The 24084-nt window shown below is 62.0% G+C and carries 22 protein-coding genes and 1 pseudogene; 12 read left to right on the top strand and 11 right to left on the bottom strand.

The window, feature by feature from the left end; translation table 11 throughout:
• Positions 1 to 15: 15 nt before the first annotated feature.
• Genes ligD through QTL96_RS04570 form a run of 3 tightly spaced genes read right to left on the bottom strand, consistent with a single transcriptional unit; the run spans position 16 to position 3667 of the window.
• Positions 16 to 2547 (bottom strand): DNA ligase D, encoded by a 2532-nt coding sequence (gene ligD, locus QTL96_RS04560; protein WP_289726843.1) that lies wholly within the window; start codon positions 2545 to 2547, stop codon positions 16 to 18.
• A gap of 2 nt (positions 2548 to 2549) precedes the next feature.
• The gene (locus QTL96_RS04565) at positions 2550 to 3395 is read right to left on the bottom strand and encodes a Ku protein (protein ID WP_289726844.1); all 846 of its coding nucleotides are present in this window, start codon (positions 3393 to 3395) and stop codon (positions 2550 to 2552) included.
• Positions 3396 to 3397: 2 nt separating this feature from the next.
• On the bottom strand, positions 3398 to 3667 hold the full coding sequence (locus QTL96_RS04570) for a hypothetical protein (RefSeq protein WP_113010407.1): 270 nt from the start codon (positions 3665 to 3667) through the stop codon (positions 3398 to 3400).
• A 230-nt stretch (positions 3668 to 3897) separates the two neighbouring features.
• Here QTL96_RS04570 and QTL96_RS04575 point away from each other — a divergent pair, with 230 nt between their 5' ends.
• The 3 genes from QTL96_RS04575 (at position 3898) to QTL96_RS04585 (ending at position 7024) form a co-directional block, all read left to right on the top strand.
• Positions 3898 to 4857 carry a helix-turn-helix domain-containing protein gene (locus tag QTL96_RS04575; RefSeq protein ID WP_047505916.1) on the top strand — a complete coding sequence of 320 codons (960 nt, stop codon included), beginning with the start codon at positions 3898 to 3900 and terminating at the stop codon, positions 4855 to 4857.
• Between the two features lie 147 nt (positions 4858 to 5004).
• Positions 5005 to 6513 (top strand): aldehyde dehydrogenase, encoded by a 1509-nt coding sequence (adh, locus tag QTL96_RS04580; RefSeq protein WP_289726845.1) that lies wholly within the window; start codon positions 5005 to 5007, stop codon positions 6511 to 6513.
• A gap of 121 nt (positions 6514 to 6634) precedes the next feature.
• Positions 6635 to 7024 carry a DUF779 domain-containing protein gene (locus QTL96_RS04585; RefSeq protein WP_047505918.1) on the top strand — a complete coding sequence of 130 codons (390 nt, stop codon included), beginning with the start codon at positions 6635 to 6637 and terminating at the stop codon, positions 7022 to 7024.
• Here the strand turns inward: QTL96_RS04585 and QTL96_RS04590 are convergent.
• Entirely contained in the window at positions 7021 to 7386 is a 366-nt protein-coding gene (locus tag QTL96_RS04590; protein ID WP_289726846.1) for a hypothetical protein, read from the bottom strand. The two genes, QTL96_RS04585 and QTL96_RS04590, sit on opposite strands and share 4 nt — an antisense overlap.
• Before the next feature lie 358 nt (positions 7387 to 7744).
• Positions 7745 to 8761, bottom strand: a complete 1017-nt coding sequence (locus QTL96_RS04595; protein WP_289726847.1) for a substrate-binding domain-containing protein — start codon at positions 8759 to 8761, stop codon at positions 7745 to 7747.
• A 317-nt stretch (positions 8762 to 9078) separates the two neighbouring features.
• Here QTL96_RS04595 and QTL96_RS04600 point away from each other — a divergent pair, with 317 nt between their 5' ends.
• The 6 genes from QTL96_RS04600 (at position 9079) to QTL96_RS04625 (ending at position 15264) form a co-directional block, all read left to right on the top strand.
• Positions 9079 to 10344: an ABC transporter substrate-binding protein gene (locus QTL96_RS04600; protein ID WP_289726848.1), complete on the top strand. Its 1266-nt coding sequence runs from the start codon at positions 9079 to 9081 to the stop codon at positions 10342 to 10344.
• Between the two features lie 84 nt (positions 10345 to 10428).
• Positions 10429 to 11415, top strand: a complete 987-nt coding sequence (locus QTL96_RS04605) for a sugar ABC transporter permease (RefSeq protein ID WP_289726849.1) — start codon at positions 10429 to 10431, stop codon at positions 11413 to 11415.
• A complete protein-coding gene (locus QTL96_RS04610; protein ID WP_289726850.1) occupies positions 11415 to 12245 on the top strand; it encodes a carbohydrate ABC transporter permease in 831 nt (276 codons plus the stop codon). Before QTL96_RS04605 ends, QTL96_RS04610 begins: the two co-directional genes overlap by 1 nt.
• A gap of 12 nt (positions 12246 to 12257) precedes the next feature.
• Entirely contained in the window at positions 12258 to 13286 is a 1029-nt protein-coding gene (locus QTL96_RS04615; protein ID WP_289726851.1) for an ATP-binding cassette domain-containing protein, read from the top strand.
• Between the two features lie 74 nt (positions 13287 to 13360).
• Entirely contained in the window at positions 13361 to 14146 is a 786-nt protein-coding gene (locus QTL96_RS04620; RefSeq protein WP_112822199.1) for a ThuA domain-containing protein, read from the top strand.
• Between the two features lie 11 nt (positions 14147 to 14157).
• Positions 14158 to 15264 carry a Gfo/Idh/MocA family oxidoreductase gene (locus tag QTL96_RS04625; protein WP_289726852.1) on the top strand — a complete coding sequence of 369 codons (1107 nt, stop codon included), beginning with the start codon at positions 14158 to 14160 and terminating at the stop codon, positions 15262 to 15264.
• Between the two features lie 87 nt (positions 15265 to 15351).
• On the opposite strand, the gene QTL96_RS04630 is transcribed toward QTL96_RS04625, so the two are convergent.
• Positions 15352 to 16596, bottom strand: a complete 1245-nt coding sequence (locus QTL96_RS04630) for an MFS transporter (protein ID WP_289726853.1) — start codon at positions 16594 to 16596, stop codon at positions 15352 to 15354.
• A 105-nt stretch (positions 16597 to 16701) separates the two neighbouring features.
• Here QTL96_RS04630 and QTL96_RS04635 point away from each other — a divergent pair, with 105 nt between their 5' ends.
• Both QTL96_RS04635 and QTL96_RS04640 read left to right on the top strand, forming a co-directional pair.
• Positions 16702 to 17145: a helix-turn-helix domain-containing protein gene (locus QTL96_RS04635; protein ID WP_289726854.1), complete on the top strand. Its 444-nt coding sequence runs from the start codon at positions 16702 to 16704 to the stop codon at positions 17143 to 17145.
• A 160-nt stretch (positions 17146 to 17305) separates the two neighbouring features.
• Entirely contained in the window at positions 17306 to 18115 is an 810-nt protein-coding gene (locus QTL96_RS04640; RefSeq protein ID WP_289726855.1) for a class I SAM-dependent methyltransferase, read from the top strand.
• A gap of 88 nt (positions 18116 to 18203) precedes the next feature.
• Here QTL96_RS04640 and QTL96_RS04645 read toward each other — a convergent pair whose 3' ends face one another.
• Both QTL96_RS04645 and QTL96_RS04650 read right to left on the bottom strand, forming a co-directional pair.
• Entirely contained in the window at positions 18204 to 18464 is a 261-nt protein-coding gene (locus QTL96_RS04645; protein WP_018897481.1) for a hypothetical protein, read from the bottom strand.
• A gap of 142 nt (positions 18465 to 18606) precedes the next feature.
• Positions 18607 to 19515: a DUF1003 domain-containing protein gene (locus QTL96_RS04650; RefSeq protein WP_112944355.1), complete on the bottom strand. Its 909-nt coding sequence runs from the start codon at positions 19513 to 19515 to the stop codon at positions 18607 to 18609.
• A 217-nt stretch (positions 19516 to 19732) separates the two neighbouring features.
• Between QTL96_RS04650 and QTL96_RS04655 the strand changes: the two genes are divergently transcribed.
• Positions 19733 to 21454: a diguanylate cyclase gene (locus QTL96_RS04655; RefSeq protein WP_289726856.1), complete on the top strand. Its 1722-nt coding sequence runs from the start codon at positions 19733 to 19735 to the stop codon at positions 21452 to 21454.
• A gap of 19 nt (positions 21455 to 21473) precedes the next feature.
• Here QTL96_RS04655 and QTL96_RS04660 read toward each other — a convergent pair whose 3' ends face one another.
• From QTL96_RS04660 to QTL96_RS04670, 3 genes and pseudogenes are all read right to left on the bottom strand, one after another.
• Positions 21474 to 21812 carry a hypothetical protein gene (locus QTL96_RS04660; RefSeq protein WP_289726857.1) on the bottom strand — a complete coding sequence of 113 codons (339 nt, stop codon included), beginning with the start codon at positions 21810 to 21812 and terminating at the stop codon, positions 21474 to 21476.
• Positions 21813 to 22092: 280 nt separating this feature from the next.
• A pseudogene (locus QTL96_RS04665) lies at positions 22093 to 23256 on the bottom strand (aminotransferase).
• Between the two features lie 92 nt (positions 23257 to 23348).
• On the bottom strand, positions 23349 to 23996 hold the full coding sequence (locus QTL96_RS04670) for a Crp/Fnr family transcriptional regulator (RefSeq protein WP_112944359.1): 648 nt from the start codon (positions 23994 to 23996) through the stop codon (positions 23349 to 23351).
• Between the last annotated feature and the right edge of the window lie 88 nt (positions 23997 to 24084).

Raw genomic sequence — 24084 nt, forward strand, 5'->3', positions numbered from 1 at the left:
AACCTCTGGCAATCTTTACTTGCGCTTTTCAAGCGGCGCGGCGGCCTTGAAGAAATCCGCCCAGGGATCGCTTGCCAGCGAATTCATCCGCGACGGCGTGTTGGCGACCGTGAAATAGGCGGGGCCGATCTCCTCCGTAAGCTCATTCCAATCGAGCGGCATCGATACGGCGCCGCCCGGCCGCGCGCGGGTCGAATAGGCGGCGACGGCGGTGTTGCCGCGACCGTTGCGGAGGTAATCGATGAAGATCTTGCCGTTGCGTTTCGCCTTGGTGGCGGTCGCCAGATACTTTTCCGGCTGATCTTTCGTCATTGCGTCCGCCAGCTCTTTGGCGAAGGCCTTGACCTGGACCCACCCCGCCTTCGGTTTCAGCGGCGTCACCACATGGAGACCTTTGCCGCCGGAGGTCTTGACGAAGGCCGCCAGCCCCGCCGCCTCGAGCCGCTGTTTAAGCTCTTCGGCCGCCTCGATCACCTCGGGCCAGGCGACATCGTCGGCCGGATCGAGATCCATGGTGATCATGTCCGGCTTCTCGAAGCTCGCGGTCGTCGCCCCCCAGGGGTGGATCTCCAGGACGGCCGATTGCACCAAAGCGACCAGCCCGTCGAAATCGCCGATGCGCAGCAGCTTTTCGCCACCCCTGTCTTTCGGGTCCGCGATCTCCTCGATATGGGCGTTCATCCCCTTCCAGGCATGCTTCTGGAAGAAGCGCTGGTGCCCGGCAATACCGTCAGGGCACCGCAGCAGCGCCAGCGGGCGGTTGATCACGAAGGGCTCCATGAAGCGCCAGACCTGCGCGTAATAGTCCGCAAGTCCCTGCTTGGTGACGCCCTCGTCCGGCCAGTAGATGCGATCGGGATGGGTGAGCGCGACGCTCGATTGCGGCGCCGGCTCGGCCTTGCTTTTCTCGGTCTCGCGCATCACATCCCCCGCCGCCTTGTCCTCGCGCAGCCCGCGAAATGCGGCATGCCGCAGATTGCCGTCGGCCGACCATGCCTGAAACTCCACATCCGCCACAAGCTTCGGCTTGACGTGGACAAGCCCGCGCCGCGCCTCGGCCGAAAGCGCATCGTCGAAGGCGGTTTTCGTCTGCCGGTCCTCCGAGAGACGATCGTGCAGCATCTTGGCCGTCGCGACCGAAAATCCGGTGCCGACACGCCCGACATACTGCAACTTGCCGCCCTTGTAGTAGCCCATGGCCAGCGAACCGATGGCATCCTTCGTCGCTGTCGAGGGCACGAAGCCGCCGATCACGAACTCCTGCCGCTTCGAGCATTTGGACTTGATCCACTCGCCCGTGCGCCCCGAGCTATAAGAGCTGTCGCCGCGCTTGGAGATCACGCCCTCCAGCCCGAGCCCGCAGGCGTGGTCGAGCACCAGAGACCCCTTTTCCGTGAAATGACTGCTGTAGCGCAGCATCGGATAATCGTGCGAAAGAAGCGTTTCCAGCAACGCCTTGCGCGAAAGCAGCGACACCTCGCGCATGTCATGCCCATCGAGATGCAGCAGGTCGAAGGCGTAGAACACGAAGCGATCCTTGCGGCCCTCGCTGAGATCGCTCTGCAGCGCGGAAAAATCCGAAGCGCCATTGTCGCGCTCGACCACCACTTCGCCATCGATCAGGGCCGATTGCACCGGCAGGTCCGAAAACGCCTTGGCAAGGGTCCCGCCGAACCGCTCCGTCCAGTCCAGGCCCGTGCGGGTCAGCATCGTCACCTTGCCGTGGTCGATCCTGATCTGCAGCCTGTAGCCGTCGAACTTGATCTCGTGGACCCAATCCTCACCCGCAGGCGGTCTCGGCTTCAGCTTGGCAAGCGCCGGCTCTATGAATTCGGGCAAATCAGCCTTGACCGCGCCATCCGGCCATTGACGAGAAGCCGCCTTGGCCTTCGCGGCCTTCGGTCGGGGAGCGGACGCCTTGGCACCATTCGCGCTAGCCGCACCCTTCGGCCGCGAGTGCCACGCGGCATCCGGGTTCTTGGCCACCTCCTCGATCTTCCGGCCGGTCTTTGCCGATTCAGGCCGCAGCTTCAGGATATCGCCCTTGGCGCGCGCCTCCTCGTCCTCGGCCTTGATCAGTAGCCAGTTCTCCCTGGTTTCGCCGGGCTTGCCGTGCATCCGCACCAGATGCCAGCGCCCCTTCAGCTTGTCGCCATCGAGGTCGAATTCCATATGGCCCTTCTTGTAGGCCTTGTGCATGTCACCATGCGGCGCCCATGTCCCGCGATCCCAGACGATGACGGTGCCGCCGCCATATTCGCCTTTCGGAATGATGCCCTCGAAGTCGCCATAGTCGAGCGGGTGGTCTTCCACATGCACGGCCAGCCGTTTGTCGTCGGGGTTGAGGCTCGGCCCGCGCGTCACCGCCCAGCTCTTCAGGACCCCGCCCATTTCCAGCCGGAAGTCGTAATGCAGCCGCGTCGCGTCGTGTTTCTGGATCACGAAGCTCAGCGCATTGCTGTCGCGCGCAGCACTGGCCCGCTTTCCGCCCCGCGGCTCCGGCGTCCGCTTGAAATCGCGCTTGGCGTGATAGGTCTCGAGCGCCATCGTCAGCTCGCCTTCTTCGATCCGCTGTTACCGCGCGCGGCACTCTTGGCGGCGGTCTTGCCCGCCGCTTTCCCGCTCATCTTCGCGCTTTCACGCAGCGCTTCCATCAGGTCGATCACCTTGCCCTTCGGCTCGGCCTTGCGCTTGGGCAGCGCCCTGCCCTCGATCTTTGCCTGCACGAGTTCGGCAAGTGCTGCCTCGTAGCGATCCTCGTAATCCCGGGGATTGAAGCTGCCCTTCTTGGTGCCGATGATATGGCCGGCGAGCTCGATCATTTCCTTGTCGAACTTGATATCGGGAATATCCTTGAACACCGTCTCGGCGTTGCGCACTTCGTAATCATAGTTCAGCGTGGTCGCGACGATGCAATCGTCCTGCGGCCTGATGAGCACCGTCCGCGTCTTGCGGAACAGAACGGCTTCGCCGAGTGCAGCCACCTTCTGGTCGCGCATCGCCCGCGCGATCAGCGCCAGCGCCTCTTCGTCGTCCTCGCTGACCGGCGCCAGATAATAGGGCCGGTCGAAATAGAGCTTGTTGATCTCGTCATAGGGAACGAAGCCCTGCACCGTCAGAAGCTTGTCGCTCTCGGGCGCGAACGCCGCAAGCTCCTCGCCCTCAATCATGACGTAATCGCCGCTATCCAGCCGGTAGCCCTTCACCTGATCGTCGCGCTCCACCGGCTTTCCCGTCTCACTGTCGATGAACTGCCTCTCGACGCGATGGCCGGTCTTGCGATTGATGATGTTGAAGGAGATACGGTCGGCAACCGATACCGCGGTGTAGAGCCCCACCGCGCAGACGAGATCGCCCACCTTCAGATGCCCCTTCCAGCTAGCCCGCGCTGCCATTTCTATTCCTCCCGCCCCTTGTTGCGCCGCCGGCGCTGATCAAGCGCCACGATCTTCTCCACCGAAGCAATATCGTCGCTGGTGACGACAGGCACAGGATCGCCAGCGATCGCCTCGAGCACCTCGCTCGACAGCGCGCCATGGCGGATCACCCACTCCAGCGTCTCGCGGGTCTCGCGCTCGGCTTTCAGCTGGGCGTAGAGCGCGATGATCAGCCTGTCGCGCGCATCGAAATGGCTGCGTTTCTGCTCGGTCTTGCGAACATGCGTCATCGAAACCTGCCTCCCTTGCCGATTGAAGCAGAAACAACGCAGTAGCCGGAAAGTTCCGTGCATCCGTGATATGTCCAACTGTCGCAAATCTGAGACAGGTCCGATGAGCGCCGTAAAGTCCAAGCAAACGCTCACATTGCTGCGAGTTGCCAAGAACATTAGTTTTCGTCACACTCCTGTCGATGATCTGTGGTGGTAGGAGCTGCAGCTCTTTGATGGGAGGAACCCCGATGCACGAACACTCTGCCCATGCGGAGCATGTCTATACGTGCACGCAGCGCGATTCAGCCGCGGCAAGTTCTTCGGTGGTCGCCTCCTGGCGCCGCTGCATCGCCATGCACCAGCTGGCGCCGGAAGAGCGACGCACGCCGCTTCGCCTTATGGACCAGGAATTCAAGCGGGCGCGCGAACAATCCGAACAGCTGATCGCCAACGCCACCGACGAGCTCGACCGCCTTTTCACCACCGCTGGAAAAGCCGGCTGCTGCCTGCTTTTGACCGACCGCGACGGCATCGCGCTCGAACGCCGCGGCGCGATCGGTGACGACAAGGAGTTTCACGATCTCGGCCTCTGGACCGGCTCGGTCTGGACCGAAGCCAGCATCGGCACCAACGGCATCGGCACGGCGTTGGCCGACGAGCGCTCGGTTTCGATCTTTCGCGACCAGCACTTCTTCTGCTCCAACATCAAGCTTAGCTGTACGACATCGCCGATCCGCGATCATCGCGGGCAACTCGCGGCCGCGCTCGACATCTCCACCTGCCGCGACGACGTCAACGAGATGACGCTGGGTATTCTCGCCCAGATGGTGCGCGATGCCGCGATGCGCATCGAGATCAACCTCTTCCGCAGCGCCTATGCCGGCGCCCGCTTCGTGATGGTGCCCGCAGGCGCCAACCCGGCGGCCGCCCTTCTTGCCGTCGATCGCCACGATCTCGTGCTCGGCGCCACCCGCGCCGCGCGCCTGGCGCTGAAGCTCGACGACCGCAGCATCGCCGCAGGGATCCCGGCCGCCGATGCCCTGCACGAGACCCGCATGTCCGACGACGAGGACCTGATCGAGGCCGAACGCGCGGCACTGCTGAGGGCGCTGACCCGCTCCAGCGGCAACGTTTCACAGGCCGCGATCGCGCTCGGCATGAGCCGCGCGACGCTGCATCGCAAGATGAAGAAGCTCAATCTGCATTGACCCTGTTGTAGCCGGCACTGATGTAGCAGCGATGCGACACTGTGCGCTGCGGTATCGCTCGGTGCCGCTGTATCTCGACACAAAAGACGCGCAGATTTCCTCCCACGGGTTCACGTCCGAACCTGGCTCATCTCAAGGGAGGATGACATGCTGCATCAGAAAATCGTCGAGTCGCCGTTCAAGCTGAAATACGGGAACTATATCGGCGGCGAATGGCGCGAGCCGATCGAAGGCAAGTATTTCGACAACATCACCCCCGTCACCGGCGGCAAGCTCTGCGAAATTCCCCGCTCCAGCGAAAAGGACATCAACGCAGCGCTCGATGCCGCCCATGCCGCCAAGGACAAGTGGGCCCGCACCTCGGTTACCGAACGCGCCAATATCCTGATGAAGATCGCCCAGCGGATGGAGGATAAGCTGGAAGTTCTGGCGCAGGCCGAGACCTGGGACAACGGCAAGCCGATCCGCGAAACCATGGCCGCCGACATTCCGCTCGCCATCGACCACTTTCGTTACTTCGCCTCCTGCGTACGCGCCCAGGAAGGCTCGATTGGCGAAATCGACAACGACACCGTCGCCTATCACTTCCATGAACCGCTCGGCGTCGTCGGCCAGATCATTCCCTGGAACTTCCCGATCCTGATGGCCGCCTGGAAGCTGGCGCCCGCTCTTGCCGCCGGCAACTGCGTCGTCATCAAGCCGGCTGAACAGACCCCCGCCTCGCTGCTCGTCTGGGCCGAGATCATCGGCGACCTGCTACCACCAGGCGTTCTCAACATCGTCAACGGTTTCGGCCTCGAAGCAGGCAAGCCGCTGGCATCCAGCCCGCGCATCGCCAAGATCGCCTTTACCGGCGAAACCACGACGGGCCGGCTGATCATGCAATATGCCAGCCAGAACCTCATCCCCGTCACGCTCGAACTCGGCGGCAAGTCGCCCAACATCTTCTTCGCCGACGTGGCCGACGAGGATGACGACTTCTTCGACAAGGCGCTGGAAGGCTTTGCGATGTTCGCGCTGAACCAGGGCGAAGTCTGCACATGCCCGAGCCGCGCACTGGTGCATGAAAAGATCTACGACCGCTTCATGGAACGCGCCGTCAAGCGCGTGGAAGCCATCGTCCAGGGCAACCCGCTCGATAGTGCTACGATGATCGGCGCCCAGGCCTCCAACGAGCAGATGGAGAAGATCCTCGCCTATCTCGACATCGGCAAGCAGGAAGGCGCAAAAGTGCTGACCGGCGGTTCGCGCAACGACCTCGGCGGCGAACTGGCAAGCGGCTATTACATCAAGCCGACGATCTTTGCCGGCCAAAACAAGATGCGCGTGTTCCAGGAAGAGATCTTCGGCCCGGTCGTCTCAGTCACCACCTTCAAGGACGAAGCCGAAGCGCTGTCGATCGCCAACGACACGCTCTATGGTCTCGGCGCCGGCGTCTGGACCCGCAACGGCAACCGCGCCTATCGCTTCGGCCGTGAAATCCAGGCCGGCCGCGTCTGGACCAATTGCTACCACGCCTACCCGGCCCACGCGGCCTTCGGCGGCTACAAGCAATCCGGCATCGGCCGCGAGACCCACAAGATGATGCTCGACCACTATCAGCAGACCAAGAACATGCTGGTCAGCTACAGCGAAAAGAAGCTCGGTTTCTTCTGAGCCTTTTCGACAGCAGGGAGGGCATCCGCAACACCCCTCCCAAACCCCTCCCTGAAAAGGGAGGGGATTTTCGTTTGAGGGAACGATATCATGTGGGAGCGGGACCATTTGGGAGGAAACAATGGACACCACAGTCAACGGAGAACCCCGCGTTCTCGCAACAGACGCCGCAGTCGCCCTGATCGACGAGATCAGGCGCGATTATCCCGACATCCTCTTCCATCAGTCCGGCGGCTGCTGCGACGGTTCTTCGCCCATGTGCTACCCGGCCGATGATTTCATCGTCGGGGACCATGACGTGAAGCTTGGCGAAATATCAGGCGTACCCGTCTACATCAGCGCCAGCCAGTTCGAAGCCTGGAAGCACACCCAACTGATCATCGACGTGGTCGCCGGTCGCGGCGGAATGTTTTCGCTGGATAACGGCCGGGAAAAGCGCTTCCTCACCCGCTCGCGCATGTTCGGCGGTGGTGAGGCCTGCGCGATCCCGGGCGTGGAGAGAGCGGTCTAGTGCTTGCGCACCTTGCCCGTCGGAATGGCGGATGAAGTGACCGATACAGGATCGCTTGCCGGAAAGCTGTCTTCCAGCCCCTGCGCCAGCTGATCTTCCATCTCGTCCACATCGCCGGCTGCCCGGGCGCTCGGCTGCGCCGCGCCGGTTTCCACGCTCGAAAGCGCGGCGGTCTCATCGAACGACGCCAACTCGCCCATCACGGCCTTGGCGCGATCGATCGCATTGTTCGACGTCAGCGTCCGATCCATGTCCTTGCGCAACAGCACGGACACGACCTCGCCGCCCCTGCCGACGAACTCGACCGTGAATCCTCGTCTCCCGCCCTGCTCTGGAATGACCTGCGTGCCGATGACCTGCATGAATTGTCTCCTTTGCACATCTGAGGAGAGAACGGCGGCCATCGGACAAAGTTCCGCGAACGGCCAGCGCCATCGCCCGGCCAAAAAAAAGCCACCGCTCGTGACGGTGGCCGTAGTCATGAAGGTCTTCAAAACCTCCAGAGGGGAACAGTTGCGTCATCGACCAGCGGGCCGGCCGACTGCATAAGCAACTATAGGTAATATTAGCCCCCTATCGTAAAAATTCAATCAATTGCCGGCTGAATTTATCGAGGGACGTAAATCAAATTTCCAGATCCACCCGGAAACGAGGGATAATTTACCACTTTCAGGTTGCAACCAGAAAACGGGCGCTCGGCGAGCCGCGTCACACACCAGATCAGCGCTGCACCGGCGCCGTTGATTCGCGCAGGATGAGCTCGACCGGCCACAGCTCGTGGATCTCCAGCGGCGAGCGGCCGGATACCAGCTGCAGCACCAGATCCGCGCACCGCGTGCCCGCCGCGCGCATCGAAGAGCGCGTCGCCGATAGCGAAGGCGCCATGTTGTCTGCGGTCAGATAGGGAAACACGTCGTCATGGGCGATGACGGAAACCTCGCGACCAACCTGCAACCCGAGCGAGCGAACCGCACGATAGACACCAAGCGCCGTCATCATCGAGCCGGCGACGATCGCGGTCGGCGGATTGGACTGTTCCAGCAGCGAGCGGGCGAAGCGGAAGCCGAGCTCGTCGGTGAAATTGCCGCTGGCGATCAACTGGGGATCGAGTTCGATGCCCCGGCTCTGCAGCGCCTCGCGGTAGCCCTTGTCACGATGCAGCGCGTAGGTCGCCCCCGGGCGGCCGTTAATCATGGCGATCCTGGTATGGCCGAGATCGATGAGATGCGAGGTGGCGCGACGCACCGCACCCTCGTTGTCGATGTCGAGCCAGGCATGCGGCACGTCGATATCCGAGCGGACGTGGACCAGAAACGGCATGCCGAGCTTGTGGAGCAGCGCGATACGCTCGTCGTTGGGGCGCGGCGAATGCACGATGATCGCATCGACCCGTTGGCTTTCCACCAGACGCCGGTAGAGCTGCATCTCGTCGTTATGATCGGGATCGGCCATCGGAATGACGAGAATGTCGGTGTCCTCGGTCAGCAGCCTCTCGGCCATCCCCGCCATGAACTCGGCGAAGTGAAACTCGCCTGCCCGCCCCATCACCACACCGATCGCGCCGGCACGCCCGGTCTTCAATCTGACGGCGTTGACGTTCGGCCGATAGCCGAGCCGAACGGCCTCCTCCGCCACGCGCGCGCGGGTCACTTCGCTCACTTCCGGATAGCCGCTCAGCGCGCGGCTGACCGTCGTCGGCGACAATCCGAGCTGTTTTGCGAACTCTCTAAGCTTCATGCACCGACACGTCTTTCATCGCCCGCTATTGGACCCTTCACACACCCTATAAGCCAATCCGTCGATATTTGGCACAAAAACCGCACATCAGCCAAACCGATTTCAATGTTCAATCACAATCGATGTGTCGCGCCCGATGTTCTCCACATGCGCGCAACGTCACATTCCATTGTTTTCACAGGGAAAATCGTCACTCTCGGCAACTTAAAGCCACCACTAAACTACCCGCTTGACTTGATATCGCGCTTCTGACAATTTTTTCCAACCAAATCGTTTTCAAATTTGAGGACGCAATGGTTCTTTTTGGGAGGAAGATCATGAAGTTTCGTTTCACGACGGCCGTCATCGCGGCCGCGCTCATCGGCGTGGCCATGCCGGCCTACGCCGCCAACATCAGCATCTCTGCAAGCTCCACCGGTAAAAACCTCGACCTGTTCCGCAAGCAGCTCGACGCCTTCGAAAAGGCGACCGGCAACAAGGTCAGCATCGTCACCATGCCGTCCTCGTCCACCGAGCAGTTCTCGCAGTATCGCCTGTGGCTTGCCGCCGGCAACAAGGACGTCGACGTCTACCAGACCGACGTGATCTGGGCGCCCCAGCTGGCCGACCAGTTCCTCGATCTGAAGGATGCCGCCAAGGACGTCGTGGGCGATTTCTTCCCCTCGATCATCCAGTCGCAGACCGTCAACGGCCGCCTCGTCGCCATGCCGCTCTACACCGACGCACCCGCCCTCTTCTACCGCAAGGACCTGCTCGACAAATACGGCAAGCAGCCGCCGAAGACCTGGGACGAGATGGCGGCGACCGCCAAGGAAATCCAGGACAAGGAGCGCGAAGCCGGCCAGAAGGACCTCTGGGGCTATGTCTTCCAGGGCAACGCCTATGAAGGCCTGACCTGCAACGCGCTGGAATGGATCAAATCCTCCGGCGGCGGCCAGATCATCGAGACCGACGGCACCATCTCGATCAACAACGAGAAGGCCGCAGCCGCCATCGAACGCGCCAAGGGCTGGGTCGGCACGATCTCTCCGGGCGGCGTTCTCGCCTACCAGGAAGAAGAATCGCGCGGTGTCTGGCAGACCGGCAATGCCGTCTTCATGCGCAACTGGCCTTACGCCTATGCGCTCGGCAACGGCCCTGACAGCGCCGTCAAGGGCAAGTTCGACGTTGTACCGCTCCCGGCAGCCACCGAAGGTGACAAGCCCTCGTCCGCGCTCGGCGGCTGGAACCTCGCCGTTTCCAAATATTCGCAGAACCCCGAGGTCGCGATCGAACTCGTGAAGTTCCTGACCTCAAAGGAAAGCCAGAAACAGCGCGCCATAGAGCTCTCCAACCTGCCGACGCTGTCCGCGCTTTACGACGACAAGGACATCGCTGCCGCGGCTCCCTTCATGCCGGCCTGGAAGCCGATCTTCGAAAGCGCCGTTCCGCGTCCCTCGGCCTCGGCCAAGGTCAAGTACAACGAGGTCTCCGCCAAGTTCTGGACCGCCGTCCACAACACGCTGTCGGGCAATGGCACCGCCGCTGAAAACCTCGAGCTTCTCGAAGCCGACCTGACGTCGCTCAAGGGCGACAACTGGTAATCCATCGATGCGCCGGCGGCGGGCTATCCGCTGCCGGCGCTCCGAAGGACGCCACCGTCAATCGTCTCAGGAAGCGGGTATCTCATGAGTGAAGTTGCAGTTTCTGAAAGCCTGAAAGCGCAGACGCGCGCCAGGGCCACCTCGTCGGACCTGAAGGCCGACCGCGTCCGCTCCGCCTGGATGTTCCTGGCGCCGACGCTGTTCATCCTCGCCGTCGTCGCCGGCTGGCCGCTGTTTCGCACTATCTATTTCAGCTTCACCAACGCCTCGCTCACCAGTCTCGGCGACGCCAAGTTCGTCGGCTTCGACAATTACCTCACCTGGATCACGCTGAAGAGCGGCCGCACCGTCTACAAGGGCCTGCTCGCCGATCCCGCCTGGTGGAACGCGGTGTGGAACACGATGAAATTCACCGTGCTTTCCGTGCTGATCGAAACCGCCCTCGGCCTCATCGTCGCGCTCGTGCTGAACGCTCAGTTCGTCGGCCGCGGCATCGTGCGCGCCGCAATCCTCATCCCCTGGGCGATCCCGACCATCGTCTCGGCCAAGATGTGGGCCTGGATGCTCAACGACCAGTTCGGCATCCTGAACGACCTCTTCATGGCGCTCGGCCTGATCAGCCAGAAGATCGCCTGGACCGCCAATCCTGAAACCGCGATGATCGCCGTCCTGATCGTCGACGTCTGGAAGACCACGCCCTTCATGGCGCTCCTTATCCTTGCCGGCCTGCAAATGGTGCCGGGCGATATCTACGAGGCCGCCAAGATCGACGGGATCAACCCGATCAAGGTCTTCTGGCGCCTGACGCTGCCGCTGATCCGTCCCGCGATCATGGTGGCGGTCATCTTCCGCATGCTCGACGCCATGCGCATCTTCGACCTGATCTACGTGCTGACGCCGAACAATGCGCAGACCAAGACCATGTCGGTCATGGCAAGAGAAAACCTCTTCGACTTCGACAAGTTCGCCTATGGCGCAACCGCCTCGACCGTCCTCTTCCTGCTCATCGCCACCGTCACCGTGCTCTACATGTGGCTCGGCCGCGTCAACCTCGGCGGGAGTGAACGCTGATGCTTCTCACAGCCACCAAGAACACCCTCTTCTATCTCCTCGTCGGCGTCATCGTCATCATCGCGGTCTTCCCCTTCTACTACGCGATCCTGACCAGCTTCAAATCCGGCACGGCGCTGTTCGCAATCGAATACTGGCCGACCTCGATCTCGTTTGCGAACTACACAAACGTGCTGACCACGGGCAGTTTCATCCACAGCCTCGGCAATTCGCTGCTGGTCGCCGTCTGCGTCGTCGCCGCCTCGCTGCTGCTCGCCGTTACCGCATCCTATGCTCTCGCCCGCGTACATTTCCGCGGCCGGGCGCTGCTGATGCTGACGATCCTGTCGGTCTCGATGTTCCCGCAGATCGCGGTGCTGGCCGGCCTGTTCGAGCTCATCCGCTGGATTGGCATCTTCAACACGCCGTTCGCGCTGATCTTCTCCTACATGATCTTCACCCTGCCCTTCACGGTCTGGGTTCTGACCACTTTCATGCGCGATCTGCCCATCGAAATCGAGGAAGCGGCGATCGTCGATGGGGCCTCTCCGTGGGTGATCATTACCCAGGTTTTCATGCCGCTGATGTGGCCGGCTTTGGTCACGACCGGGCTGCTCGCCTTCATTACGGCCTGGAACGAATTCCTTTTCGCCCTAACCTTTACGTCTTCGGACGCGCAGCGAACCGTGCCGGTCGCCATCGCCCTGTTGTCGGGCGGGAGCCAGTTCGAGATTCCGTGGGGCAACATCATGGCGGCATCCGTCATCGTCACGGTCCCTGTCGTTGTCCTGGTGCTCATATTCCAGCGCCGGATCATTTCCGGCCTCACCGCCGGCGGCGTCAAAGGTTGAAGAAAGCACGATATGGCACAGATTAGACTCGACAATATCAGAAAGAGCTTCGGCGCTCTCGAAGTCATCAAGGGCGTCACCATGGATATCCGCAAGGGTGAGTTCATGGTTTTCGTCGGCCCGTCCGGCTGCGGCAAGTCCACGCTTCTGCGGCTGATTTCCGGGCTGGAGGACATCTCGGAGGGCACGCTCTCCTTCGATGGCCAGGCGGTCAATCAGCTCTCGCCCTCCAAGCGCGGCATCGCCATGGTCTTCCAGTCCTACGCGCTCTATCCGCACATGACCGTCTTCGACAACATGGCCTTCGGCATGAAACTGTCGGGCCGCACCAAGGAAGAGTGCAAGGCCCGCGTCGAACAGGCGGCCGGCATGCTGCAGCTCTCGCCCTATCTGGAGCGCCTGCCCCGCCAGCTCTCCGGCGGCCAGCGCCAGCGCGTCGCGATCGGCCGTGCCATCGTCCGCGATCCCAAGGTCTTCCTCTTCGACGAGCCGCTGTCGAACCTCGACGCCGCCCTTCGCGTCGCCACACGGCTTGAGATCGCCAAGCTTCACCGCAGCATGCACGACACGACGATGATCTACGTCACCCACGACCAGGTCGAGGCAATGACGCTCGCCGACCGCATCTGCGTGCTGCGCGATGGCGTCGTCGAGCAGATCGGCACGCCACTGGAGCTCTACGAGACCCCGAATTCCATCTTCGTCGCCGGCTTCATCGGCTCGCCGAAGATGAACTTCCTCACTGGCGAACACGCAAGCCCCTACAACGCCCACACCATCGGCGTGCGCGCCGAACACATCGAGATCACCAATCGCGAGCCCGCCTGGAAGGGCACGGTGATCCACTCCGAAATCCTCGGTTCCGACAGCTTCGTCTATCTCGACATCGGCACGCCGGAACCGCTGGTCGTTCGCGAAACCGGCGTTTCGCGCCACCAGCCCGGTGACAATCTCGGCGTCTCGCCTGTCGCCGGCGCCATCCACCGTTTCGATCCATCCGGACGCGCGCTCGAAAGGATCCCCTTAAAGGGCGCCGCCTGAAACCAACCCAAACAACCGGATCCCAGCCGCTTCCCAACGGTTTCGATCCACCACGCACATGAAGGAGCATGACTTTGGCTATTCGCACCATCGTATGGGGTGAAAACATCCATGAAAACACCAACGAGATCGTCCGCGGCATCTATCCCGATGGCATGCACACAACGATCGCCAACGCGCTGAACACCGATCCAGCGATCAGCGCCACGACCGCCACGCTGCAGGAACCGGAACACGGCCTCACGGAAGCCCGGCTTGCCGAAACCGACGTTCTGACCTGGTGGGGCCACAAGGACCACGGCGCCGTCTCCGACGTCGTCGTCGAGCGCGTCGCCAAGCGCGTCTGGGAAGGCATGGGCCTGCTCGTCCTGCATTCCGGACACTTCTCGAAGATCTTCAAGCGCCTGATGGGCACGCCCTGCGCGCTGAAGTGGCGCGAGGCCGGCGAGCGCGAGCGCCTGTGGACGATCAACCAGCGCCACCCGATCGCAGCCGGCATCGGCGAGAACTTCGTGCTGGAGAACGAAGAGATGTACGGCGAGCAGTTCTCCGTTCCGGAGCCGCTTGAAACCGTCTTCATCTCCTGGTTCCAAGGCGGCGAAGTCTTCCGCTCCGGCCTCACCTGGCGCCGCGGTGCCGGCAACATCTTCTACTTCCGCCCGGGCCACGAGACCTATCCGACCTACCACGACGCCAACGTCCAGAAGGTGCTGATCAACGGCGTCAAATGGGCTTATAATCCTGAGGGCGACCTGAAGAGCATCACCGATGCTCCGAATGTCCCGGTCGAGAAGGCGCTGGAGCCGATCACCGAACGCGGCCCGAGACTGCACCAGGCCGGCGAAGCCGGTTACCGCTGAGGAGAACAGCAATGCGTCTACTCGTTCTTGGCACGGGCGTCATGGCCAAAAACCAGGTCGCCAATTTTCTGGCGATCGATGGCGTCGAGGTTGTCGGCGCCGTCGATACCGATCTCGCACGGTTGACCGAATTCGCCGATCACTTCCACATCGAAAAGCGCTTCCGCACGTTGGAAGAGGCGATCGAGTGGGGCGAATTCGACAGCGCCACCAACGTCACGCCTGACCGCATCCACTACGCGACCAGCCTGGCGCTGATCGCGGCCGGCAAGCACGTCTTCTGCGAAAAGCCGCTGGCCGAGCACTACGACCACGCCCTGGAGATGACGGAAGCGGCGGAAGCCGCCGGCGTCATCAACATGGTCAACCTCACCTACCGCAACGTCGCGCCCCTGCAGCGTGCTCGCGAGATGGTCTTGGCCGGCGAACTCGGCACCATCAGGCACGTCGAGGCCTCCTACCTCCAGAGCTGGCTCGTTTCCCGCGCCTGGGGCGACTGGCGCACGGAATCGCGCTGGCTGTGGCGCCTGTCCACCGGCCACGGCTCCAACGGCGTGCTCGGCGACGTCGGCATCCACATCCTCGACTTCGCGGCCTATGGTGCGGCGACCGATATCGACCACGTCTTCGCCCGCCTCAAGACCTTCAACAAGGCGCCGGGCGGCCAGATCGGCGAGTATCTGCTGGATGCCAACGACAGCTTCACCATGTCTGTCGATTTCACCAACGGCGCGCTCGGCGTCATCCACGCCACGCGCTGGGCGACCGGCCACCTCAACGAGCTGAAGCTGCGCATCTATGGCGAAAAGGGCAGCCTCGAGGTCACCCACCGGCCTGATGGCTCGGATCTCCGCGGCTGCTTCGGCGACGACATCGAAAGCGCCACCTGGCGCGACATCGAGGTGCCGCCGGTCTTGACCAACTACCAGCGCTTCGCCGAAGCCGTGCGCACCGGCAAACAGGACGACCCCACCTTCCGCCACGCCGCCAACCTGCAGAAGGTCATCGACCTCGCGATCGTCTCCGAACGCGAACGCCGCGAGCTCAACCTCCTGGCAGCGCAAGAGCAGGACATCGCCCCCGACAAGCGCATCCCGCCGCTGACGGTGGTGGTGTAAGGGTAGATTGAGGATGCAGGGCCCGCGAAAGCGGGCCTTGCTATTTGGGTGGTTCGCATGCGGAAGGATCGGTTGCGTCCGAAACGGTCATCCGCGGGTGCACTCAGCCAAGCGGTTCGTCCGATCTGCGCTCGTTGAAAAACGGCTGACAATCCAAACCAAGAGCGCAACGGCACTGAAAGCCCCTCCCAAGACGCAAATTCCCGGCCAGCCGTACCGCGCGTAGATTGCGGTGGCGGTGATTGCACCGACAGCGCTGCCCACCGAGTAGAAGACCATGTAGCCGCCAATCAGGCGACCACTCTTTTGCGGATGCAGGCTCACGACGACGCTGAGATTGCTCACGTGGACAGCCTGCACCGCCAGGTCGAGCAGGAACACGCCCATCAATAACAGCAAAATGGAGTGTGGGAGGAACGCAATCAGCGCCCAGGATGCCAGCAGGAATACCAGAGAAATCCCGGTCGTCCATCGACCGTAGCCTCTATCGGCAAGTCTTCCGGCGCATGTCGCTCCAATCGCCCCTGCCAGTCCAACCAATCCAAAAAGACCTATCAAGGTATGGGAATAGGAAAACGGCGGAGCGCTGAGCGGAAGCACCAACGCGGTCCAGAATGTGCTGAAGGATGCGAAGATCAGGAGCGCGAGTACGCCACGAAACAGCAGGGCCGGCTCACTCACAAACGTGTGCGGAACCGAAAGGAGAGCGTCGAGATACGTTTCCGGATGCCGTTCCACCTCTTGCCGTGGCAGCGCTTTCACGAGGATACCGACCATCGCGATCATGAGCAGCGCGGAGGTCAGATAGACCGTCCGCCACCCGCCATAGTCGGCAATCGTGCCGGCAACGGATCGCGCGGCGAGGATGCCCGTGACGACACCGCTGGTGACCGTGCCGACCACGCCGCCGCGCTGAGTTGGCGTCGCCAACGCTGCGGCATGTGCAACGAGTATCTGGACGAGAACCGCCAACAATCCGACCACCCCCATACCGGCAAGCAGCATCGCTTTCGCTCCAGCCGTCGCGACGACGACAAGAGCGATAGCCGAGAGCAATCCCTGGACGATGATAAGCTTTCGGCGGTCGATGAGATCGCCGATCGGCACGATAAAGATCAAGCCCAATCCGTATCCGACCTGCGTCAGCGTAACGACAAGGCCAATGCTGGAGGGCGAAATGCCGAGGTCGTTCGCCATGAGATCAAGCAGGGGTTGGGCGTAATAGATATTGGCCACGCTCATGCCTGCTGCTGCCGCGACCAACAGCGTCTGCGCTCTCGACAACCCTCGGGCCACCCCCCTATTCGCGGCATCTCCGGTATTTTCGCTCATCAGCAGCTCCTCGTGATCTCAACTCGGTCTGACGTTGAAACCACTTGGCTCATGTCAAATCTAGTTCTAAGATAGAACCAGATTTGAAATCAGAGGTCCGTACCTATGGTGAAACGGGTTAGCCTGTGGAATGCCGGTTGCCCTGTTGCGCGCTCTCTTGATGCCATAGGCGACTGGTGGTCGCTTCTGATCATTCGCGACGCATTCGATGGCAAGCGTCGTTTTGGCGAGTTCCAGAACGGGCTCGGCATAAGCAAGGGGGTATTGTCGACCCGATTGCGCGACCTGACAAAGCGCGGAATTTTCGAGACCGCGCCCGCCTCGGATGGTACCGCCTACCGCGAATACATCCTCACAGAGAAAGGGCGCGGTCTGTTCCCGGTGATCGTTGCACTGCGCCAATGGGGTGAAGACTATCTGTTCACCAACGGGGAGGCTCGTTCGTCGCTGGTGGACCGAGAAGAACGCGCACCAGTCGCTCGGCTTGAGGTCCGGGCCGCCGACGGTCGCTCCCTTCACTGGAGCGACACGCAGCTAATAGGCTCGTAGCCTCCAACGATGAGCCTATTGTTCTGTACACGCGCGGTGTCGATAGGCGTAGAGCGGCCCACTTCCGACGGCGTCTACCGCCCCGAAGCCGATGCACTAACCATGGCCAAAACTAAGCCCTGAACTACTTTGTCCGCATCCCCAACGCGGAGGACCAAACTTGGCGATCTACGATGAAAAGACCGACGACGAAAAGGCGCGTTGGTACTCCAACGGCGCGAGATTTTATGTCGAGGGGCGTCCCCGCTATCCAACCGCCCTGATAGCTGCGTCGGCAGCGGCCGCGGAATGGCGGCGAGACAGCCGTGTCCTCGAAATCGGCAGCGGCCCCGGCACCGCCACGCAGGACTTTGCCGCCTTGGGCGGCAGATTTACCTGTGTCGAACCGAACGCCGACTTCGTCACTATTGCCCGTGACGTTCTGGCCCCTTTCCCGGATATCACCTTCCAGACCAGCACGCTCGAACAGGCCGATCTCTGCGCCCCGTTCGATATCATTCTGGCGGCATCCTCGTTTCACTGGATCGATCAGAAGCGCGGTGTCCAGCGCATCGAGGAATTGCTCGCGCCGAACGGATTTGTCGTCCTGCTCTGGAACAAGGAACCCCTGCCCGGCGCGCATCAGGCCGATGCCATGGACGAGGCATTCCAGCGCTCCGGCTATCCTCAGCCGATCGAAAGGCAGTCCCGAGACGAGATCGCCCAGGTGTTTTGGGGACTTTCCGAACCGCTACAGAAGGCAGCATTTACCGAGAGGCTTTTCTGCCATGTCGAGATCGCTGACGACTACAGCGTCGAGCGCTTCGTTGCCCTTCATCGCAGCCTCTCGCCCTTTCTGGCTCTGCCTCCGAAAAAGCAGCCAGACGTAGCCGAGGCGCTGATCGAAAACATCAGCGCCTTGGTCGGCCCGACGATCCGGACAACCCGCATATCCGCAGCCCATATCTTTCAGCGATCGGAACGGCGTTAGAAAACGTCGCCCAATAGCCTGATATGGCTGAGCGGTTGGCAGCAGAAAGGCTATCGGCCGATAGTGGTCGTGCTTGTGTCAGACAGCGTCAGCCGCCGACGGCATCGCTCACGCATTTCTTGGTGTAGGCGGTCTTCGCGGCACCAGCGAGCGCCTTGCCGTTCTTGTCCTTGGCGGACATGTCGCAAGCGGCGGCTGCATCCTTCTGGCACTTGTTCATCGACGACGTCAGCGCAGCTCCGGCCAGCGGCTTGCCGTTCTTGTCGACTGCCTTAGAGGCGCATGTATCGGCGGCATGCGCCGTCGCGGCCGACAGGATCAAGGCTGCTGCAATGAGAACCGTTTTCATCGTCTATTCCTCCCACAATTTGCCGTTATCGGCATCAAAAACGCTACCTGATGTTGAACCGTCAGGAGCATCTATCTAGCGGAATCTTATAGACTCTTCTCAGTCATTTGTACAATGACAACGCCGCCGGCAGCACCGCGATTTAGCCGTCCGTCTCGTCCGTCTTCGGCGCGGCGCTGAAGAGGTTTTTCAAGGCACTGGTCTTGGTCTTCTGCGCCTTGCTGAGCTTCAGCGCGCGGTTGGCGGCCTTGGCCTGTTCCAGCATCATCTCGATCTGGATCTGCTGGATTTCGGTCAGTCGCTCCCACTGCCGGTTCAGCAGATGATCGACCTTTTCGTGCAGGTGGCGGATTTCCAGTTCGGCCTTGAGGTTGACCTTGTAGTCGTTGAGCGCGCGCAGACGATCCTTCGATTCCTGGCGCCGCTGGCTCATCATGATGATCGGCGCCTGCAGGGCGGCGATGGTTGAGAGGATGAGGTTGAGCAATATGAAGGGATAGGCGTCGAAGGCCTGCCGCTCGCCCATCAGCAGATTGATGCCCATCCAGACGGCCAGGAACAGGCAGAAGGAGATGATGAAGGTCCAGCTGCCGCCGAAGGTGGCGACGACGTCGGCCACGCGGTCGCCGATCGAGCGATGCTCCTCGTAGTCCTCTTCGATGTTTTCGGCCAGCGTATCGTGACTGCGAAGGCTCTCAACGACCTCGTCCTCAAGGTTGGAAAGCTCGCCGCGTTCGTCGCGCAACAATTCGGCGATATACTGGCCGCGATAATCGTCGACCACCTTGCGATTGATATAATCGTCCGAGTGCAGCCCCGGATGCTTCTGCCGCATGAACTCGGCCAGCGCAGGGCGCAGATCGTCGAAGTGGATGGCGTCTTTCTTCTTGAGCGCAGCGCCGGTGATCGCATCGACAAGACGCACGGACTTCGCCTTGGCCCGCTCCAGACTGTCGCTGTAGTCCTTCATCTCGACGGTGGCGGCCTCGCCATGCCCGGCATCGAAATCCACGATCCCGCCCGCGAACTCAAGCGACTTTTCTTCTGCCATCCGACGATCCTCTGTGCCGATTCCTGCGCTCTAAACATCAAATCGAACAGGATTGTGACATTGCTTGGCGATCCGGGCGAGGCCATTTGTTGGCTAGGGTGATTGACCGACCGCGCTCCCTGCCTGACAACGCAAGCGCCTGCTAAACCAACCCAACGGCAGACTTTCACCTGCCCCGATTAACGGCATCAAAAGCTTTCCGCCCTAGCCTAGAGCCATGACTTCGAGTGGATTTCGAAATAGCCTTCCGGCGGCCGTTCTGTTCCTGGTGATGCTGCTGCAATTCAGCGCCGCATCGGCTGCGCCGGCGGATTCGGCGGAGATTCGCAGTTCCTGCTGGGCATCCGCCAGCCTGTCGGAAGACGTGGTCGCGATCGCCAGGAACCAGGATCGATGGTCCTGCGGCGATCAAGCCCACTCCATCGATGCCGAACGCGTGCTTCTTCGCTTCGATATCAACGCCGACGTCACCCTTCCCAACTATCTGCTCTCCAGGCGAGCGGCACTTCAGGCGGTGCATCTGCTTGCCATTGATCGCGATGGCACGCTCCGCCAGGACACCATCCCCGCCGCAGCCCTCCAAAGCTCCATGGCCGGCGGCTACTTCAAGGCACCCCTGCCCGATGTGACCAGCGAGACCCGACAGATCATCGCCGCGATCGACCTGCCAAGCCACCGGATGACGCTGGAGCGTGCCTATCTCGCACCGACGGACGCAGCCGGCGGCATCGGCGACATGCGCTTGATGCTTGTGCTGGCAGGCCTTGCCGGCATGCTCGTCATGCCCCTGATCTTCAATGCAGCCTTCTACCGGGCGCTGCGCGAACCCTTCGTTCTCTGGCACTCGGCGCTGACATTCTCGCTGCTGATGACCATCATGGTAACATCGGGCTTGGCGGTCATGCTCTTCGATCCGCCGGCCATGACCCTGAGCTGGATGACGACGGTGATCTTCGGGATGACCATCGCGTCGGGAGCGATGTTCACCTATAGCTTCGTCGAGCCTGGTCTCATGCATCCGCTGCTGCGCCGCGTGCTCCCCTATTGCGCGGCATGGGCAATAGCGCTGAGCGTCTTTCACGCCGCCTTCCCCTTCGTCGCCCGCCCCATCCAGTCGAGCGCCTATACCGCCGCCTTCGCGCCGGTGCTTGCCATCTTCATCCTGTCGATGATCGATGCGCTGCGCCGCGGAAGCCGCGCCGCGCGATTTCAAGCGTTCGGCTACGCGCCGATGGTCGTGGTCGGCCTGATCCGTCTCGTGACAGGTGTCGTGCCCTGGCTGCACAGCACCGACGCCACACTGCTCTTCTACATCGGCTGCATGTGCGAGGTCGTGTTCACGACGCTTGGCGTGGCCGAGCGCTTCGTCACCATGAAGCGCGAGCGCGACGGCGCCCGCAATGACGCCGAGCTGCTTGAACGCTTGTCCGAAACGGACCCGCTGACGGGATTGCTGAACCGGCGTGCGATCGAGCTGCAATTCGAGCAGCTGCGAACCGAAGGCTTCGCGGCCCTTGCTGTTATCGACATCGATCATTTCAAGGCGATCAACGACATCAACGGCCACAGCGTCGGCGACGAGGTGCTGAAGGCGGTGGCCAATGCGCTCCAGCCCGGCACGAGCGTCCGCGCCTATCGCCTCGGCGGCGAGGAATTCGTACTTCTCCTGCGCGGCGACGACGCCGACACCCAGGCCGAACTCCGGCGCCAGGCCATTCCCGCCATCGTCGCCCGCACGGTGCCCGGCCTCAAACGCCCGGTGACGGCAAGCATGGGCCTTACGGATATCGTCGGCGACGAGGATTTCGCGACCCTTTATGAACGGGCCGACAAGCTGCTCTACGAAGCCAAGAGCGCCGGCCGCAATCGAACCCGCGGCGCGATCAACAAGATGCCGGCGCCGCGTGACGCTCTGGATGATCGGGCGAAGATCGCCTAGATAAACACCTGCAACGGCATCATGTCACCAACGGCATGATATCCACGCCATCGCCGGGAAATACCGTGATATGCGGATGATCGAGGAACAGCCGTGCCGCGGCCTCGGCATTCTCCGCCTCGACGATAAGATAACCGCAAAGCGCATTGGAAGCCTCCGCAATCCCGTCCTTGCTAACCCGCATTGTCTTCCCCACCATGCCGCCGCGATCGAGAATAGCCGCAGCATTCCGCTCCTCCCAGGCCATCCACTGCGGCACACCTTCGGCATCAATGGCGTCTTGTTCGGCTTTGGACAGACGCCGAAAGGCCGCGAAATCCTCGTGTTTCATGGTGTAGACGGCAAGAAATCGGGGCATGGGGGACCTCTGTGATGACGCGTCATGTGCTGGAGCATAGCATACGGCTGCGAGGTGCCTAAAGAGAGGTTTTGCCGCGGGATACCCCCCTCTGCCCTGCCGGGCATCTCCCCCACAGGTGGGGAGATTGGCTGAGTGTAACCGCTCGCTCCACTCTCATTGTTTGGCTGAGAGCAGGCTCCGAGTCGATCTCCCCCCTTGTGGGGGAGATGTCCGGCAGGACAGAGGGGGGTATCCCACGGCACGACGTTCGATCTCAGGCGCCCCATCCAAAGCAACCTTAGCGCAACCGCTCCACCAACCGCCCGATCGACTCCGCATCCGCATTGGCAAACGCCAACCGCAGATACCGCTCCTGCTCCACCCCGAAATAGCTCCCCGGCAGACAAACCACGCCAGCCTCCTTGGCCAGCCTCTCGGCAACCGCAGACGAACTCAAATCCGCGAACGGATGCCGGATAAACGCGAAGTACGCGCCAATCGCACCGATCTCCCAGCCGGGCAACTCAGCCATCACCGCCCGCAGCGCATCGGCCCGCCGGGCAATCTCCAGCCGGTTCGCGGCCCGCCAGCCGGCCAGAACGGTCATCGCCTTGGCAACCGCCACCTGGGCAGCCCTCGGCGCGCAGATCTGCATGTTGTCCATCACCTTGACGATCTCGGCGACGACACCCTCACCGGCGGTGATCGCGCCCAGCCGGTGGCCGGGAATGCAGAAGGATTTGGAGAAGCTGTAAAGCAGGATCAGCGTCTCCTCCCAGCCGGGGATGCTGAGCAGCGGGTGCGGGGCGCCATAACCCTCCGGCAGGAAGTCGCGGTAGGTCTCGTCGACAATCAGCCACGCCCCATGGCTGCGGCAGAGATCGAACAGTGCGCGCAACAGCTCCGGCGGATAGATCGCGCCCGTCGGATTGTTCGGCGTCACGATCGCCAGCACCTTGGCGCCCTAGGCCAGCGCCTTCTCGGCCGAAGCGATGTCGGGCAGGAAGCCGTTATCGGCATCGCATTCGACCAACACCCTGTTGATGCCAAGCATCGACAGCGTCGTTTCCTGGTTGAAATAGAAGGGATTGGTCAGCGCCACGCTGTCTCCGGCGCCAGCAAGCGCAATGGCCGCCGCCATGAAGGCCTGGTTGCAGCCGGCAGTGATCTGGACGTTGCGGGCAGCGACCGGCGCGCCATAGACCTCGGACATCTGCCGGGCATAAGCCTCGCGCAACACGCCCTCGCCCTCGATCGGCCCATAGCCTGTTGTCGCGGGCGACGACGCCGCCTCACCCAGCAGCCGCAGCATCTCGGGATGCGCAGGATAGCCTGGCACCGCCTGCGAGAGATCGACCAGCGGCCCATTGGCTCCCTTGTACTCGCGTGCCCATGCGAGCACCGAGGGGATGGGCGGCGGAGACAGGCGGGAGACGAGGAGATTGGCTTCAGCGGCGGGCATGGAGGCTCTCAAATCGATGATGGAAACCATCACTCCTGCACAAAACACCCGGCTCGGCAACACGCATTCACAGGGCGCGCCGAAGCGCGCCATCAGGTGCCGCAGCAGGCCTTCAGCTTGGAGAGCTTGGCCACCTCGATATGCCGGTTCGCGACGATGGAAATGACGCCATCGGCCTTGAGTTTCGACATTTGCCGCGACACCGTCTCGATCGTCAGCCCGAGAAAATCGGCGATATCGGCGCGCGACAGCGGCAGGTCGAAACGGCGATTCTCGCCGGTCGCCTCGGGATCCAGATGCGTCGCGATCAGAAACAGGAAGCTCGCCACCTTCTCCGCCGCCGTCTTGCGCCCCAGCGTCACCATCCAGTCGCGCGCCTCGTCGAGCTCGCGCATCGTTTGTTCCATCAGCCTTTCAGCGAGTGCCGGCGTGCTCTTGACCAGCCGCTCCATGGCAGCCTTCGGAACACGGCACAGGTGCACATCGGATGCGGCCTCGGCCGAGACACCGTTTTCGTTGGCATGCAACCTGCCGAGGAAGTCGGGAGCGAACTGCAGCCCGACGATCTGCTGGCGCCCATCCTCCAGAGTCTTCGTCAATTTCACAACGCCGCTGATGACCGTCGCGTAGGCCTCGACGGGCATCTTTTCGCCTGCCAGCTCCTCGCCGGCGTGATGCGTCACCAGCCGCGTATGGGCAGACAGAGACAGAAGTTCGTCGCCCGTCAGCGCGCCGCACATACCCTTGTGGCGGACCTCGCAGCTTACGCAACGTATTGGAATATTAGAATTATGTATATCTTTTCGCATGCAACCAGCTCCGCCGGAA

This window comes from Rhizobium sp. S163, assembly GCF_030380805.1.
In the GTDB taxonomy this organism is placed as follows: domain Bacteria; phylum Pseudomonadota; class Alphaproteobacteria; order Rhizobiales; family Rhizobiaceae; genus Rhizobium.